The organism is Streptomyces sp. DSM 15324 (assembly GCF_001514285.1).
Lineage (GTDB): Bacteria > Actinomycetota > Actinomycetes > Streptomycetales > Streptomycetaceae > Streptomyces.
The window spans coordinates 108756-123536 of record NZ_KQ949040.1 but is presented as its reverse complement, the minus strand read 5'-3'; the positions used below and the strand labels follow the sequence as shown (position 1 = coordinate 123536).

Here is a 14781-nt window from a genome sequence, read left to right as displayed (position 1 = left end):
TGGTTGTTTTGCCTTTGGCAGGACCGCCCCCGGTACCGGAGCACGGTGTCCCGCGTTCCGGTGGCAGCACCACCTCCGCCCAGACCGTCTTGCGCGGCGGCAGCCCCTCGTACACGCCCCAGCGGTCCGCGTACGCCTCCACGAGCAGGAGGCCCCGGCCTGACTCTCCGTCGTCGGAGGGGTGTTGGAGGCGGGGCAGCTGGTCACCGCGCGTGTCCGTCACCTCGATACGGAGCGTGTCCGCGATGACGTACAGGAGGAGGCCGAAGTCCCGTCCCTGGACGCGCCCGTGGGTGGCGGCGTTGGTGGCCAGTTCGGCGACGATGTGCGCCGCAGGGTCCAGCGGGAGGCCCCAGGAGCGGAGTTGCTCCGTGGCGAGGAGCCGGGCGAGCCGGGCGCCTCGCGGGGTGGCCGAGAGGCGCACGTCGAAGTTGCGGAGCCCGGAGTCGAGTTGGGGGGATTTCTGCATCACGTCACTTAGCGTGGCCGTTTCTGCTTACCGTGGATAGTGACTACGTCGTTGCGTACAGTCACTGTCCACCTTTTGTCCGGCGCTGTCCGGGCATGTCGAGCACGGTCTGAGGGGGCTTCGGGATGACGCAGGGGGATGAGCCGGGGTGGGAGGTCGACCCCACCGACGAGTGGGGCGTCGCGGTGGTCGCCACCGTCGCCCGGCAACTCAAGCTCCGGCGCGAGGCGGTCGGCATGCGGGCCGGCGACTTCGGCACGGCCGTCGGTTACGGCGAGGACATGGTCTACAAAATCGAGAGCGGGAAGAGGATTCCCCGGCCCGAGTTCCTGGACAGGGCGGACGAGGTGCTCGGGGCGGGTGGGCTGCTCTCCGCGATGAAGGAGGACGTCAAGAAGGTCGCTTATCCGAAGAAGGTTCGGGAGATTGCGGAGATGGAGGGGAAGGCGGTCGAGATCGGGCTGTACGAGTGCAACATCATCCCCGGGTTGCTGCAGACGCCGGATCACGCACGGGCCGCGTTCGAGTCACGGCAGCCGCCCTACTCGCGGCAGGAGGTGGAGCGCATGGTGGCCGCACGGGTTTCCCGACAGTCGATCTTCGATCGGGACCCCGCGCCCGCGCTCAGCTTCGTGGTGGAGGAGGGGCCGTTGCGCAGGCCGCTCGGAGGCACAATGGTGTGGCGTCAGCAGCTCGAACGTCTGCTGGAGGTGGGCCGCATGCGGAGTGTCACGTTTCAGGTGATGCCGACCCACGTCGAGGTGCATCCCGGGCTGGACGGCCGCATTGAACTGCTGAAGTTCGCTGACGGCACGGCGCTGGGGCGGGCCGACGGTGCGTTCAACGGGCGGGCGACCGACGAACTGAAGCAGCTCCGCATCCTGGAGCTGCGGTACGGCACCATCCGGGCGCTGGCCCTCCCGCCCCGGGAGTCGCTGGCCCTCATCGGGAAACTGCGGGGAGACGAGTGATGCAGGAACTGGTGTGGTTCAAGAGCAGCTACAGCGGAGGCAACGAGGGTGACTCCTGCCTCGAAGTCGCCCTGGACTGGTTCAAGAGCAGCTACAGCAGTGGCAGCGAGGGCGACTCCTGCCTCGAAGTCGCCGCCACCCCCACCCTCATTCACGTCCGCGACTCCAAGCAGCTCGAAGACGGACCCACCTTCCAGGTCACCGGCGCCGCCTGGACGGCGTTCCTCTCCTACGCCTCCGGCGCGTAGCGGCGCAGGACCGCCAGTTCGGCCTCCTCCAGGCGGCGCGGGCAGCGTTCCGCCTCGTCGTAGGCGACCGCTGTGCTCACGCACGTGCAGTACGTCCGCGAGCCCCTGGTGATGTGGCTGGTGAGGCTGAACGAGGCGCGGCGGACCGTCGTGATCGTGGTGCGGACGAGGATCGGGTCCGGCTGGAAGGCGAGGGGCTCGGTGTAGTCCAGCTCGTGGCGGACGTAGACCATGCGGGGGCGGATCTCCTCGCCCGAGTGGCCGGGCTGGAGGTAGAAGAGGTCGACATGGGCGTCCTGGATCATCTCCAGCAGACGCACGTTGTTGACGTGGTTGAAGGGGTCCAGGTCGCTCATGCGGATCGGGCGGCTGTAGAGGTGCGGCCGCGTGCCGGAGGCCAGGGTGTCGATCACGGGGTCACCCCGCAGCGGAGGGCTTCCTCGATGAGGTCGGCCGCCGCCACGGCCCCTCCCGCGGCGGCGAGTTCGGCCCGGAGCGAGGTGAGGCCCGCGCGGATCGGGGAGGAGGCCGTCACCGTCCGGACCGCCTCGCGCAGCGCCGCCGGGGTGGCCTCTTCGCGGGGGAGGTGGACGCCCAGGCGGAGGTGGGCGATCTGGGCCGCGTTCACCCGCTGCTCGGCCATCTGGGGGACCGCGACCATCGGGACGCCGTGGGCGACCGCCTCCATGGTGCCGCCCATGCCGGCGTGGGTGACGAAGGCCTCCGCCCGCGACAGCACGGACACCTGGGGGACGTGGGCGTGGATCTCGATGTTCGAGGGGAGCGGTCCCAGGTCGGACGGGGTGACCTCGAAGCCCACCGACATCACCACGTGGTGCTCGCCGTCGGCGAACGCCTCGACGCAGGCGCGGTAGAAGTCGGGGCGGCGGGTGAACTGCGAGCCCAGGGAGATCAGCAGGACCCGCGCGTCGGGGTGCGGCGGGTGCCAGGTGCCCTGGTGGGAGCGGTCGCCCAGGATGGGGCCGGTGTAGGCGACGCGGCCGGCGCCGACCGTGTCGGGGCGGCGTTGGAAGGTGCGGGGCAGGGCGGCGATCGCGTAGGCCGGGGACTGGAACTCGTGGAGGGGGGCGGGGTCCAGGCCCCGGGAGGCGAGGGCGTCGGCGAGGTCCCGGTATCCGGGGAGGTCGCCGACGGCGGGGATGCCGTCGAAGAACTCCGGGATCATGCCGTCGTAGGAGAGGTGGGTGGGGGAGAAGAGAACCGTGGGGATGCCGTACTGGGCGCCCAGGATCAGGCCCGCGAAGCCGTACACGTCGTAGAGGATCAGGTCGGGGCGGTCGGCGCCGTAGGCGCGGGTGAGGGCGGGGAGGGCGCCGAGGGAGGCGTGGACCGCGCGGGCGAAGCCCTCGGAGAGACGCTCGGGGGGTTCCGAGCCGTCCCCCGCGTCGACCGGGTAGAGGACGGGTTCCGCGCCGGCCGCCTTCACCTGGTGCAGGAAGTGTTCGCTGATCCCGTACGTCACCCGGTGGCCCCGGCGGACCAGCTCCTCGACGACTCCGAGCGTCGGGTTGACGTGCCCGAGCATCGGCAGGTTGACGACGGCGACATGAGCGGGGCGGGTGCCGGGCACGGGCGTGGTCCTGTCCTGTGGGCGGTGCGGTGCGCGGTGCGGTGCGCGGTTCTGCACAACGAACCCGTACCGCCGTCCGGGCCCCTCTCCGGCGAAGGATCACCCCATCGGGGAGGTGGGGACGGCGGCGTGTTGACGCGTGACCGAGGGCGGTGCCGGTCCGTTGGGGTACTACGGATCCCGCGACCACAGGAGCAGCCCGATGCCCGGATCGATGCCTCTGCCCTTCCTGGAGGAGGGGATGGCCCGCTGGCCGTTCGGGCCGCCCAACGCCGGGGTCTGTCTCGACTTCGGCGGCACCCCGCCGACGGCCGCCGAACTGCGCGCGCTCGTCGCCGAGCGGTGGGCCCGGCTGCCCCGGCTGGGCCGGCGCCTGCTGTCCGGCCCGCGTCGGCACCGCTGGGCGACGGGAGAGGACGGCGACCCCGCCGGGCAGGTCGTGCAGGACGACGTCACCCTGCCGGAGGCGGTGGACGGGTGGTTCCGCACGCCCTTCCCGGAAGGGAGCCCGCCGTGGAATCTGCACCTGCTGCGCGGGGCGGCCGACGGGGAGTTCTCGCTGCTGTTCCGGATGCACCACAGCCTGCTCGACGGCCGCTCCCTCACCACCCTGCTGCGCGCCCTCCTCGACGGCGCCCCGCCGGTCGACGCCGCCGCCGCTGTCGCCGAGCCGCGCACCCTGCGGCGCACGGCGGTCGGCGGTCCCGGGCTGCTCACGGCGGGGCTGGCGGTACCGCCGCCGGGCAAGGGGGAGCGCCGGCCCGCGTTCACGGTGGTGCGGTTGCCCGGCGACCTGCTGCGCGGGGCGCGCCGGGCCGTACCGGGGCAGCCGGTCACCACCAACGAGGTGTTCCTCGCGGCCGCCTCGGGCGTGCTGCGCTCCTGTCTGCTGGCGTCGGCGGGAACCCCGGACGCCTCCGAGCGGGTGTGGCTGTCGGTGCCGGTGGACCAACGGCCGCCCGGACACGGGGAGTTCCTCGGCAACGCCTTCGCCAACGTACGGGTGCCCGCGCCCGTGGGCCTGGCCGCTCCGGCGGCCCGGCTCGCCGCCTGCGCCGGCCTGCTGACCACGGAGGTCCGGCCGCCCCGGGCGGCCGAACGGCTTTTCGAAGGGGTGGCCGGGGCCTTCCCCGGCGCCGGGCAGGTGCTGGCCAGGGCCCGCCTCTTCGCCCCCGCGTACGCCGCCGCCGCCTGTTCCTACGTCCATCTCCGTGAATGCGGCCGCACCCTCGCCGGCCGCCCCCTGCGCCGTGTCACCACCGTCCCCATGGTCCCGCCGGCCGACACGGTCACCTTCACCCTCGGCGGCTGCGCCCGCGGCCACACCCTCGGCGTGGCCACCAACTCGGGCGCGGAGGACGCGGAACTCCTCGCCGAGTCCTTCCTCCACGAACTGGGCCTGCTGGGGCGGACCGCCCGCACCCCCTAGCCCGCCGTTCCACGGCGGGTCAGCGGCTGGTGGGGACCAGGCCGCAGTCGTACGCGGTGATGACGGCGTGAATGCGGTCCCGCAGGTGCAGTTTGTGCAGGATGGCCGAGACGTAGGTCTTGATGGTGGTCTCGCTGAGGTGGAGTTCCGCCGCGATCTGCGCGTTGGAGCGTCCTTCGGCGACGTGCACCAGGACTTCGCGCTCGCGTCGGGTCAGTACGTCGAGCTTGTCGAGGTTGCGCGGCGCACCTGGGGGTGTGGCCCGTGCGACATGGTCGAGCAGCCGCTTGGTCGCGGTGGGTGCGATGACGGCGTGTCCCGCGGCGACCGTGCGGACGGCGTCGGCGAACTGATCGGCCCGGGTGTCCTTCAGGAGAAAGCCGCTCGCGCCCGCCTGGATGGCCGCGTGCACGTTCTCGTCGGTGTCGAAGGTGGTCAGGACGAGGATCTTCGTGGCGGCGCCGGATGCCGCGATGGCCCGGGTGGCGTCGATGCCGTTGACGACGGGCATACGGATGTCCATCACGACCACGTCGGGCCGCAGGGTCGCACTCAGGGCTATGGCCTGGCCCCCGTCGGAGGCCTCACCGACGACGTCGAAGTCGTCCCGGGCCTCCAGAATCATCCGGAAACCGGTACGGACCAGCTCCTGGTCGTCGACGATCAGCACTCGGAGCATGTCGCGTCACCTGTCTTCGCGGGGACCGGGCGGGTCCAACGGTGGGTTGTCGGGCGGCGGAGCGCCCTGGCCTCGGGGCGTGGAGGTGTCTCGGCCTCGGGGCGTGGAGGTGTCCTGGCCTCCGGTCGGGGAGGCGCCCTGTTCTTCCTCGGTGAAGGCGGAAGCAGCGGCAGCAGCGGCAGCACCCACCGGTATGCGGGCGCTCACCTGGAAGCCGCCCGCTTCCCGGTTGCCCGAAGCGACCGTGCCGCCCAGGGCGTGTACCCGGGCGGCCATGCCGGTCAGTCCCCGTCCGCTCCCGGCGAGCGAGGGCGAGACGGGCGCGCCCCCGAGCAGGCCCCAGCCGTCGTCGGTGACCTCGACGATCAGGACGCCGCCGTCCGGGTCGTCCGCGGAGTGCCGGTGAGCGACGCGGACGACGGCGCGGCGGGCGTGGGCATGGCGCAGCGTGTTGGTGAGGGATTCCTGGACCACGCGGTAGGCGGCCAGGGCGACCGTCGGCGGCAGCGCCGGAACGGGCTGTGCGACATCGAGGTCGACGGCCAGGCCGGTGGCCCTGACATGGTCGATCATGGGCAGGAGCCCCGACAGGTCGGTGTCCCCGTGCGAGGGCGCCCGGGGCGTGCCGGTGGGCGGGGAAGCGGCCGGGGAGGCGGGCGCGTCGGAGTCGTCGTGGAGGGCGTTGAGCAGTGAGCGCAGGTCTTTCAGGGCTTGGCGGGACACCTCTCCGATGGCCTCCACCGCGGCCTTGGCGCGGACCGGACTGTGCTCGAAGCCGTCGGCCGCCGCCGTGGCCTGGATCACGACCACGCTGATGGTGTGGGCCAGCACGTCGTGCACCTCGCGCGCCACGCGCAGGCGTTCCTCCGCGGCCGCGGTCCGCATGAGCAGGGCATGCTGCCGGGCCGCGGCGGCACCGCGCTCGTACAGCCGCTCCACATGCTCCCGGGTGCGCTGAGCGCGCTCCCGGCGGATCCCGGTCCGCAGCCCCGCCATGATCACGAGCTGGAACACCGCGCAGACGGCCGCCGCCCGGGTCGCCCCCGGCAGGGGGCGCATCGCGAAGGACTCCGCGAGCGTCGCCGCGATGTAGAACGCGGTGCTGACCGGGGTGACGCCGACGTTCGACGCCGCGCTCCCGGCCGCGAGCAGCACGGCGTAGGAATCCACCCGCCCGCCGCCGCGCGACACCTGCGCCAGCAGGTCGGCGGCCAGGGAGACGCCCAGAACCGTCAGAGGCAGGCGCTCGCGCAGGACGAGGGAACCGCAGCCGATCACGGCGCACGCACACCGCCACGCCGTCCAGGTCGACGACGCGGGGGCGCCGAGAGCGTTGCCGTGGGCGTCCCAGAACGAAAGGAGCATGACAAGCAGGGCGATGCCGGTGTCCCTCGCCGTCGACCGCGGCACCCCCACCCAGTCGCAGACCGCTGCCGGCCAAGGCGTCCTCACGGCCCGAACTATAACCACGCCGAACCGGTGCCCCGGAGGGTCGTCGCACCTGCCCTGAGGAAGGTGTCCGGAGCCCGTCCCACCCCTTCCGGGGGAGGAGAAAAGGACGCCGATACGAAGGATCCGCGCCCCCCGCGCCCCGTCCTATGCTGCCGGAGCGTTCCTGCGGCGCCCGCTCGGCGAGTCCACCGACGGCACGTCAATTCACGCACTGTCAACGCCCTTTGGCACCTTCTTGGTGTCGCTGTGGTGTCGACTTGGGTCCCCCTTGGCATGACCGTGACATTACCGTCCCCGGAAGAAGGCAGCACATGAGAATCAACCTGGTCACCCTTGCCGAGCGGTCCCAGCGAGTCCTCAAGCTGGAGGAGCCGATCGAGGCGGTCGGCATCTTCGGTCTCCAGGACGACTATCTGGGCCTGGCGGTGGGGGGCGTCGCGTCGAGCACCGTGGCTTCCATCCTGGACGCCGACGCGCTCACCGACGGAGTGCTCGCCGCGATCGGGATCCGCGCGGCCCGCCGGGTCAACGCCAACTCCCAGGGGGTGACCGTACGCATGGTCGTCGTCGTCACCGCGACGTCCATTCACCTGCTGTCCCTCGCGGCCTGGGGGTACGAACCCGAGCGTGAGCTCCTCCGGATGAACCGGGCCACCACCACCAGCCGGGTCAAGTGGTGGGGCCTGTCGCGCCGATTGAAGCTGATGGACGAGGACGGTCAGAAGATCGAACTGACCAGCTCGATCTCGTACCTCTCCTTCTACCGGAAAGGCGCCAAGGCCATTCTCGCCGCACTCGCCTCCAACGCGGCCTGACGCAGGCCCACTTGTCCGCGAAGCGCGAGGAACTCCAGTGATGTGATGCCGCTCACATCGTGTCACAGGAGCGACGGGAGCGGTGTCTTGGGGGCATGACCGACACGAAGCAGTCCACAGTCCTGATCACCGGAGCCAACAAGGGCCTGGGCCACGAGGCCGCCCGCCGCCTCGGAAAGCTGGGATGGAAGGTGTTCCTCGGCTCCCGGGACGAGGACCGGGGCCGCGTGGCCGCCGAGAAGCTGGCCGCCGACGGCACCGACGTCGTCCTGGTCCCGCTCGACGTCACCTCGGAGGAGTCCGTGGCGGCCGCCGAGGAACTGGTCCGCACGCACACCGACCGGCTGGACGTCCTGATCAACAACGCCGGCGCGCCGGGCCACGCGATCCACCCCGCCCAGGCGACCGTCGCCGAGGTCCACGCCGTCTACGACGCCAACGTCTACGGCCCGATCCGCGTCACCCACGCCTTCCTGCCGCTGCTGCAGGCCGCCGACCACCCGCGGGTGGTGATGGTGTCCAGCGCCGTCGGGGCGTTCTCCGTGGTGACCGATCCGGAGCAGCCGGTTTCGAAGATGCACGAGCTCGCCTACAGCTCCTCCAAGGCGGCGCTGAACATGCTCACCGTCCGCTACGCGCAGGCGTTCCCCGGCATCAAGTTCAACGCCGCCACCCCCGGGGAAGTCGTGAACCACACCTTCGCAGCCACCGACATGAACAACAACATGGGCCAGCTGACCGTGACCGAGGGCACCGATTCGATCGTTCGCCTGGCGCTGCTGGACCCCGACGGCCCGAGCGGGACCTTCACGGATCGGCTCGGCCCCATCCAGTGGTGATCGCCCGGCCGCCTGCGGACCGGTCCACGGGGCGGGTAGCTTCCCGGCCATGAGCGACACCGTGTACGTCGGCAACGCGGGCCAGGACGCGGCACTGGACCGGGGCTGGCTCCTCGGTCACTTCAAGGATGCCTCCGATCCCCGGCACAGCGAGGACGTGGAGATCAAATGGGGCGTCCATCCGAAGGGCGACGAGCGGGCCCAGTGGGTCACCGGGGAGGCGCGCACCGCCCTGTTGCTGCTGATCAGCGGGCGTTTCCGGGTCGAACTGCCCGGCCGTAGCGTCCTTTTGGCCGAGCAGGGCGACTACGTCCTGTGGGGGCGGGGCGTCGACCACTCCTGGCACGCGGAGGAGGACTCCGTCGTGCTGACCGTCCGCTGGCCGTCCGTCCCCGGGTACGCGGTGCCGTGAGTGAGGGCGTGAGTGAGGGCGTGAGTGAGGGCGTGAGCATGGGTGTGGGCGTGGGCGCCGGGCGGGATCAGTCGTCGGCCGCCTGCCGGGCCGCGCGCTCCAGGCGCTCCCGGTGGGCCTCCCATCCCGCCCGGTCCACCGGCGGCAGGTTGTCGTTGCCCTGGAGGAACCCCGCGCTCCCGTCGATGAGTTCGCGCACGATGTCGGCGTGCCCGGCATGCCGCTGGAGGTCGGAGATCACGTGCACCAGGACGCGGTGCAGGGTCACCTCCCGCCGCTCCTCCGGCCACCAGGGGACCCGGCCGGTGGCGTCCAGGCCCAGCGCGGTGATCGTGGCGTCGGAGTGCTCCCACGCCCGGCGGTACAGCCCGATGATCTCCTCGCGCGACTCGTCCGCGGTGGCCCACATGTCCGCGTTGGGTTCCGCGTCGTCCCCGTACCACGCGGGCGGCGGGTCCGAGGCGAAGAACGGCCGCCCGAACACGTCCCCGAAGTAGCCCAGTTCCACCCCGGCGGCATGCTTGACGAGCCCCAGCAGGTTCGTCCCGGTGGGGGTGAGCGGGCGCCGGACGTCGTACTCGGAGAGTCCTTCGAGTTTCCACAGCAGGGTGTCCCGCGCGCCCTGGAGGTACCGCTGGAGGTCCGCTTTCGGGTTCGGTTCGATCATGGCAGGCAGTGTGCCCCAAGGATCGCCCGCCCGTCGTGGACGAACGGTCAGCTGAGGCAGACCAGCCCCAGCAGACAGACCTCCGACGGCGAGGTCGACGCCGACGACGTGCCCGACTGGGACGACGAGGACCCCGTCGACGAGGACCCCGTCGACGAGTTGGACGTCGATGCCGAGGTGTCTGACTCGTCCGTCGTGGGGGAGTTCGAGGGGGACGTTGAGGTGGACGTCGAGGAGGGCCCGTCGGTCGTGCCGGTCGTTCCTGCCGTGCCGCCGGGGGTGGTGACCGTGCCGTCGTAGGACGAGGTGGTGGTCTGCCGGGGGGCCGTGGCCGTCGGTGCCGTCGTGCCGGTCCGCGGGGACGCGGCCGTGTCCGGGCGGATGCCCGTGGGCACGTCCTGACCGCGGGCGCGGTCGCCGGACCGCGACGGGGCGGTGGCGTCGGCGGAGGAGGACCGGTGCGCGTCGGAGCCGGTCGTCGTCGTGCGGGTGTACTCCGACGTCGGTTCCTCCCGGCCCGACACGGTGGGGTTCTCCGGTGCCGACGCCGCCTGGGCCCGGTCGCCGCCCTGCCGGTCCAGCGCGACGGCGCTCAGCCCGCCGCCGACCAGGGCGACGGCCGTGGCGACGACGGCGCGGCGCTGGTTCTTCTTCCAGCGGGCCAGCTGCCGCCGCCGCGCCGCCCGCCCGAGCGGCGCGGACTGCGCGGACGCCACGGAGGGAACCGTCACCACGGGCGGAACGGTCGCCACGGGCGGCTCGGCCGGCACGCTTTCGGGAGTGGGTGACGGGACGGGTGACGCACCGGGCGACGCGCCGGGCCGGGCCGCCACCGTGCGACCGCCCGAGGTGACCGGAGCTATGTCCGGCGCGTAGGCGCCGCATCCGGGGCACACCAGGGCGCCGTTGAGATGTCGGCGACACGTGGAGCAGTAGTCCATTTGCGGTCTTCGCTCTTCCTGGGGCGGGGGTCCGGTGGCGGGCAACGCTAACGACTCGGGCGACGGACCGTGTGCAGCCTGTGTGAGGCTCCTGCGTGAATCCCTTGAGGATCTTCCGGAGGCCCACTCGGACGGCCCGGGCCGGAGATCCGGCCCGGGCCTTTCGCGCGGAAGTCCCGGCGGGCATGCTGGCGCCATGGGATTCGCCGTCTTCATGACCTTGCCCGGGCTCGTCATCATGCTGACTCTGCTGGCCTTCGTGGATCAGCTGCTGCTGCGGGCCGGCCGGGCGGGGTTGCTGCCCTGGCGCAACAGCGGCCGGCAGGGGCAGATCTCCGCGACCGGGTTCGAGCAGCTGCACGCGAGCTTCTCGCCCGGCAAGCAGAACGAGCTCAAGGAGCGGCAGTCGGCTCTGGTGTTGCGGGACGACGAGGAGGACGGGGCTCCGCCGCGTCGGACGACGGTCGATCTCGACGGGGGTGTGGCGGTCGTGCGGAGGCCGCAGGCTTAGCGGTCTCGATCTCGGTCTCGGTCTTGGCCGCGGTCTTGGTCTCGGGTGCGGTCACGGCCTCGGGTGCGGTCTCGGTCTCCGAAGGGTAGAACTGGGCGTACCAGCAGCGTAGTTGCCGTATGCCCTGTTCGTGGGGGAGCAGGACCGGGCGGGGCTGGTGGATCTTGTGGTCCCAGATGTGGACCTCCTCGCGGACCTCGCCGAGCGCCTCCGCGCGGAACACGAGTTTGAGGGCCGGGGTCAGGAACCGGGCGCGGTCCGGTTTGCGCAGGTAGTACAGCATCCGCAGCTCGCTGGTGCGGTCGTCCACGGGGGTGCTGAGGGCCACGGCCGTCACGGAGAGGACGGGGCCGTGGGTGCGGACGACCATCACGCCGGGGCCGTACATGAACGCGTCGAAGGTGTTGTCGATGTCCCGGCCGAGGACCCGTCGCCGGATCCGGCCGCGCACTTCCGCGAAGGGGCCGTCCACCTGCCAGTCCTGGACGGGGGGTTCGGCCTGCCCGTGGATGAAGTGGAAGTGCGACTCGTCGACGATGTTCTCGCGCATCTCCTGGATGTGGACGCGGGCCCGGCAGGTGTCGTCGACGGGGGAGGCGAAGTCGCGGGAGGTGGTCTCCGGGATCTCGGGGACCTCCCAGGAGGGGTCGTCGGGGCCGACGTACACGAGGACGAGTCCGCTGTGCTCGCGCACGGGGAGGCCGCCGAGGGAGACCTTGGGAGTGCGGACCGCGAACGGCGCCTCGACGCACCGCCCGTCGGCCCCGAACCGCCAGCCGTGGAAGGGGCACTCGACCGTGCCGTCGACGACCTTCCCGCCGGCGCCCAGGTGGGCGCCGTAGTGCGGACAGTGGGCGTCCCGCACGGCCGCCCGCCCGTCGGCGCCCCGGAAGGCGATCAGCGCCCGGCCGAAGTAGTGCAGGCTGAGGACCTCGCCCGGGCGCAGCTCGGCGGAGCGCGCCACGGCGTACCAGCCGTACGGCACGGCCGGCATCGGGTAGGCGTCGGCTCGTGGATCGCGGGGGAGGGCGGCGAGGAGCGCCGCCGCCTTGTCATGACCTCGTCGTAAGCGCATGGAGTGATGCTAGGGCCGCGGGGGGCGGGTGGGTCAGAGGAAGGTGCGCAGGAAACGGGCCTTCCTGGGGGTGTACGGGGGGTAGACCGCGCGCAGGGGGTCCAGCAGGAGGGGCTTGTCCAGGACGGCCTTGGTGTGGCTGAAGGTGTCGATCGAGTGCGCCCCGTGGTAGCTGCCGAGGCCGCTCTCGCCGACGCCGCCGAAGGGCAGGCCGGGCACGGTGAGGTGGGCGTTCGGGATGCCGAAGGCGAGGGCGCCGGAGGAGGTCTCGGTGGCGAGCCGGTGCTTGGCGTGCCGGGAGGCGGTGAAGCCGTACAGGGCGAGGGGCTTGTCCCGGGCGGTGATGAACGCGATCGCCGCGTCGAGGTCCGGGACGCGGACGATCGGCAGGAGGGGGCCGAAGATCTCCTCGCGCATCACGGGCGCGTCCGGGTCCACGTCGGCGAGGACGGTGGGGGCGAGGTAGCGGGTCGTACGGTCGTGCGTGCCGCCGGTGACCAGACGGGGGCCGCCCGTCCGCTGTCCGGCGCCGTCCAGCAGGGTCAGGAGGCGGTCGAAGTGGCGGTCGTTGACGATCCGGCCGTAGTCGGCGCTCGCGGCCGGGTCGGGACCGTACATCTCCTGGATCGCGGTGCAGAGGTGCCGTTCCAGGGCGGGGGCCGTGTCGCCGATCGCGAGGACGTAGTCGGGGGCGGTGCAGGACTGGCCGGCGTTCATGAACTTGCCCCAGACGATGCGGCGGGCGGCGGCCGCGAGGTCGGCGCCGGGCTCGACCACCACGGGGGACTTGCCGCCGAGTTCCAGGGTGACCGGGGTGAGGCGGCGGGCCGCGGCGGCCATGACGATCCGGCCCACGGTGCCGTTTCCGGTGTAGAAGATGTGGTCGAACGGCTGTTCCAGCAGGTCCGTCGTCTCCGGCACCCCGCCCTCGACGACCGCCACGGCCTGCGGGTCGAGGGCGCGCGGCAGCAGGTCGGCGAGCAGCGCGGAGGTCGCGGGCGCGAGTTCGCTGGGCTTGACGACCGCGCAGTTGCCCGCCGCGAGGGCGCCGACGAGGGGCGCGAGCGCCAGCATCACGGGGTAGTTCCAGGGGCTGATGATCAGGACCGTGCCCAGGGGCTCCCGTACGGTCCGGGCGCGGGCCGGGGCGAGGGAGACAGGGACCGGGACCCGCCGGGGGCGCAGCCAGCGGCGCAGGTGGCGCAGGGTGTGGTCGATCTCGTTGACGACGAACCCGGTCTCGGTGACATGGGCCTCCGTGGCGCTCTTGCCGAGGTCGGCGTGGAGCGCGGCGGCGAAGTCGGCCTGGTGGGTGGTCAGGAGGTCGCGCAGGGAGCGCAGTTGGGCCTTGCGCCAGGCGAGGGGGCGGGTGCGGCCGGTGGCGAAGGCGGCGCGCAGCCGGGCGACGGCGGGGGCGGCCGTGTCCGGGGTGGCCGTGTGCGGGGTGGCCGTGTGCGGTGTGGTCGTCATGGCGCGCACGATATACGAAACGAAAGTATTTCGTTTCGTATTGCTTATACTGGGGGCATGCCCACCGCCCCCGCCGCCACTCCCGCCCCCCTCACCCGGCTCGCCGAACAGCTCGGCGCTTCCCTCGACCGGCCCGAGGGCGACCTCCTCGCGCCGGGCGGCTCCTGGAACCTCTCCCAGACGCTCCAGCACTGCGCCCAGACCGTCGGCTACTCGGTGACCGGCTACCCCCGGCTGAAGCCGGCCCTCTTCCGGGCCACCGCCGGGACGCTCGCCAAGCACGTCTTCCTGCGCCGGGGCGCCACCCGGCACTCCCTCGACGCGGAACTCGACGGCGCGCCGCCCCTGGACCCCGCGCTCCCCGTCGCCGAGGCGGCGGCCCGGCTCGCGGACGCGGTGGCCCTCTTCACGGCCCACACCGGTCCGCACCGCCTCCACCCGGCGTACGGCCGCTGCACCCACGCCCAGTACGAGCGGCTGCACGCCATGCACCTGGCCGAGCACCTGCCGGGGCTGGCCGATGCCTGAGGGTCCGCGTGCGGACACGGGCGGCGGCCCGGCCCGGCGCGGCCGGCCCCGGGACGCCGGCCGGGACCGGGCCCTGCTGGAGGCCACGCTCGCCGTGCTGGCCGAGAGCGGGTACGGCGGGCTGACCACCGGCGCGGTGGCGGCCCGGGCCGGGGTGTCCACCGCGACGCTCTACCGCCGCTGGTCCTCCAAGGAGGAACTGGTCCTCGCGGCCGCCACCACCCGCGCCGAGGACCTGGTGAAGCAGCCCGACACCGGCAGCCTCGAAGGGGACCTGCGGGCCCTGCTGCGGGACAAGGCCGCGAGCCTGACCGGGGAGAGCGGCCGGCTGATGCGCGCCCTCATCGGCGAGGCCGCCCACAACGACGCCCTCGCCGAGGCCCTCGCGACCGGCTTCCTGGTGCCCGTGCGGCGCCGGGTGGAGGAAGCGGTGGGCCGGGCGGCGGCCCGGGGGGAGATCCCACCGGTCGACGACCCCGAGATGCTCGGCGACCTGGTCGTGGGGCCGATGCTGAGCCACTTCCTGATCACGCCCCGGCTGCCCGAACGGGTGGACGCACGGGCCGCACGGGCCGGGGCGGACCGCCTGCTGCCGTTCGTCCTGAGCGCCCTGGGCGCCGCACCACCCGGTCGCCCCGCACCGGCTTAGGGCCGCTCGCGAGCGACACGGCGGGCACGGGGGAC

18 protein-coding genes are annotated in these 14781 nt (G+C 72.6%); 9 read left to right on the top strand and 9 right to left on the bottom strand.

Annotated elements, in window-relative coordinates; translation table 11 throughout:
• Positions 1-469 (bottom strand): ATP-binding protein (locus AQJ58_RS38280; protein WP_067258999.1); only part of this gene is annotated, 469 nt, incomplete at its 3' end.
• A 125-nt stretch (positions 470-594) separates the two neighbouring features.
• Here AQJ58_RS38280 and AQJ58_RS38275 point away from each other — a divergent pair.
• Positions 595-1440 carry a helix-turn-helix domain-containing protein gene (locus AQJ58_RS38275; protein ID WP_067258997.1) on the top strand — a complete coding sequence of 282 codons (846 nt, stop codon included), beginning with the start codon at positions 595-597 and terminating at the stop codon, positions 1438-1440.
• Positions 1440-1688 (top strand): DUF397 domain-containing protein, encoded by a 249-nt coding sequence (locus tag AQJ58_RS38270; protein WP_067258995.1) that lies wholly within the window; start codon positions 1440-1442, stop codon positions 1686-1688. The genes AQJ58_RS38275 and AQJ58_RS38270 overlap by 1 nt, the downstream gene beginning before the upstream one ends.
• Here AQJ58_RS38270 and AQJ58_RS38265 read toward each other — a convergent pair.
• Together AQJ58_RS38265 and AQJ58_RS38260 are read right to left on the bottom strand one after the other, a co-directional pair.
• Positions 1670-2101, bottom strand: a complete 432-nt coding sequence (locus AQJ58_RS38265) for an acyl-CoA thioesterase (RefSeq protein WP_079079483.1) — start codon at positions 2099-2101, stop codon at positions 1670-1672. The genes AQJ58_RS38270 and AQJ58_RS38265 overlap by 19 nt on opposite strands.
• Positions 2098-3279, bottom strand: coding sequence for a macrolide family glycosyltransferase (locus tag AQJ58_RS38260; protein WP_067258994.1), 1182 nt, complete (start codon positions 3277-3279; stop codon positions 2098-2100). The genes AQJ58_RS38265 and AQJ58_RS38260 overlap by 4 nt, the downstream gene beginning before the upstream one ends.
• Before the next feature lie 202 nt (positions 3280-3481).
• Here AQJ58_RS38260 and AQJ58_RS38255 point away from each other — a divergent pair, with 202 nt between their 5' ends.
• Positions 3482-4708: a wax ester/triacylglycerol synthase domain-containing protein gene (locus tag AQJ58_RS38255; RefSeq protein ID WP_067258993.1), complete on the top strand. Its 1227-nt coding sequence runs from the start codon at positions 3482-3484 to the stop codon at positions 4706-4708.
• A gap of 19 nt (positions 4709-4727) precedes the next feature.
• Here AQJ58_RS38255 and AQJ58_RS38250 read toward each other — a convergent pair whose 3' ends face one another.
• Positions 4728-5387: a response regulator gene (locus AQJ58_RS38250; protein ID WP_067258991.1), complete on the bottom strand. Its 660-nt coding sequence runs from the start codon at positions 5385-5387 to the stop codon at positions 4728-4730.
• Between the two features lie 6 nt (positions 5388-5393).
• Positions 5394-6839, bottom strand: coding sequence for a sensor histidine kinase (locus AQJ58_RS38245; protein WP_159056393.1), 1446 nt, complete (start codon positions 6837-6839; stop codon positions 5394-5396).
• Positions 6840-7150: 311 nt separating this feature from the next.
• Here AQJ58_RS38245 and AQJ58_RS38240 point away from each other — a divergent pair, with 311 nt between their 5' ends.
• The 3 genes from AQJ58_RS38240 to AQJ58_RS38230 all read left to right on the top strand — a co-directional run bounded on the left by AQJ58_RS38240 (position 7151) and on the right by AQJ58_RS38230 (position 8905).
• Positions 7151-7654 (top strand): hypothetical protein, encoded by a 504-nt coding sequence (locus tag AQJ58_RS38240; RefSeq protein WP_067258987.1) that lies wholly within the window; start codon positions 7151-7153, stop codon positions 7652-7654.
• A gap of 95 nt (positions 7655-7749) precedes the next feature.
• Positions 7750-8493, top strand: coding sequence for an SDR family NAD(P)-dependent oxidoreductase (locus AQJ58_RS38235; protein WP_067258986.1), 744 nt, complete (start codon positions 7750-7752; stop codon positions 8491-8493).
• A gap of 49 nt (positions 8494-8542) precedes the next feature.
• Positions 8543-8905: a cupin domain-containing protein gene (locus AQJ58_RS38230; RefSeq protein ID WP_067258984.1), complete on the top strand. Its 363-nt coding sequence runs from the start codon at positions 8543-8545 to the stop codon at positions 8903-8905.
• Positions 8906-8972: 67 nt separating this feature from the next.
• Here AQJ58_RS38230 and AQJ58_RS38225 read toward each other — a convergent pair whose 3' ends face one another.
• Together AQJ58_RS38225 and AQJ58_RS38220 are read right to left on the bottom strand one after the other, a co-directional pair.
• Entirely contained in the window at positions 8973-9572 is a 600-nt protein-coding gene (locus AQJ58_RS38225) for a DinB family protein (RefSeq protein ID WP_067258983.1), read from the bottom strand.
• Positions 9573-9619: 47 nt separating this feature from the next.
• A complete protein-coding gene (locus AQJ58_RS38220) occupies positions 9620-10513 on the bottom strand; it encodes an SCO2400 family protein (RefSeq protein ID WP_067258981.1) in 894 nt (297 codons plus the stop codon).
• 196 nt (positions 10514-10709) lie between these two features.
• On the opposite strand from AQJ58_RS38220, the gene AQJ58_RS45175 reads away from it, so the two are divergent.
• Positions 10710-11024, top strand: a complete 315-nt coding sequence (locus AQJ58_RS45175; protein ID WP_107122256.1) for a DUF6191 domain-containing protein — start codon at positions 10710-10712, stop codon at positions 11022-11024.
• On the opposite strand, the gene AQJ58_RS38215 is transcribed toward AQJ58_RS45175, so the two are convergent.
• Positions 10906-12099 carry a Rieske 2Fe-2S domain-containing protein gene (locus AQJ58_RS38215; RefSeq protein WP_234360438.1) on the bottom strand — a complete coding sequence of 398 codons (1194 nt, stop codon included), beginning with the start codon at positions 12097-12099 and terminating at the stop codon, positions 10906-10908. The two genes, AQJ58_RS45175 and AQJ58_RS38215, sit on opposite strands and share 119 nt — an antisense overlap.
• A gap of 33 nt (positions 12100-12132) precedes the next feature.
• The gene (locus AQJ58_RS38210; RefSeq protein WP_067258979.1) at positions 12133-13569 is read right to left on the bottom strand and encodes an aldehyde dehydrogenase family protein; all 1437 of its coding nucleotides are present in this window, start codon (positions 13567-13569) and stop codon (positions 12133-12135) included.
• 57 nt (positions 13570-13626) lie between these two features.
• On the opposite strand from AQJ58_RS38210, the gene AQJ58_RS38205 reads away from it, so the two are divergent.
• Positions 13627-14097: a DUF1569 domain-containing protein gene (locus AQJ58_RS38205; RefSeq protein WP_067258978.1), complete on the top strand. Its 471-nt coding sequence runs from the start codon at positions 13627-13629 to the stop codon at positions 14095-14097.
• Positions 14090-14746: a TetR/AcrR family transcriptional regulator gene (locus AQJ58_RS38200; protein ID WP_067258976.1), complete on the top strand. Its 657-nt coding sequence runs from the start codon at positions 14090-14092 to the stop codon at positions 14744-14746. Before AQJ58_RS38205 ends, AQJ58_RS38200 begins: the two co-directional genes overlap by 8 nt.
• Positions 14747-14781 lie beyond the last annotated feature (35 nt).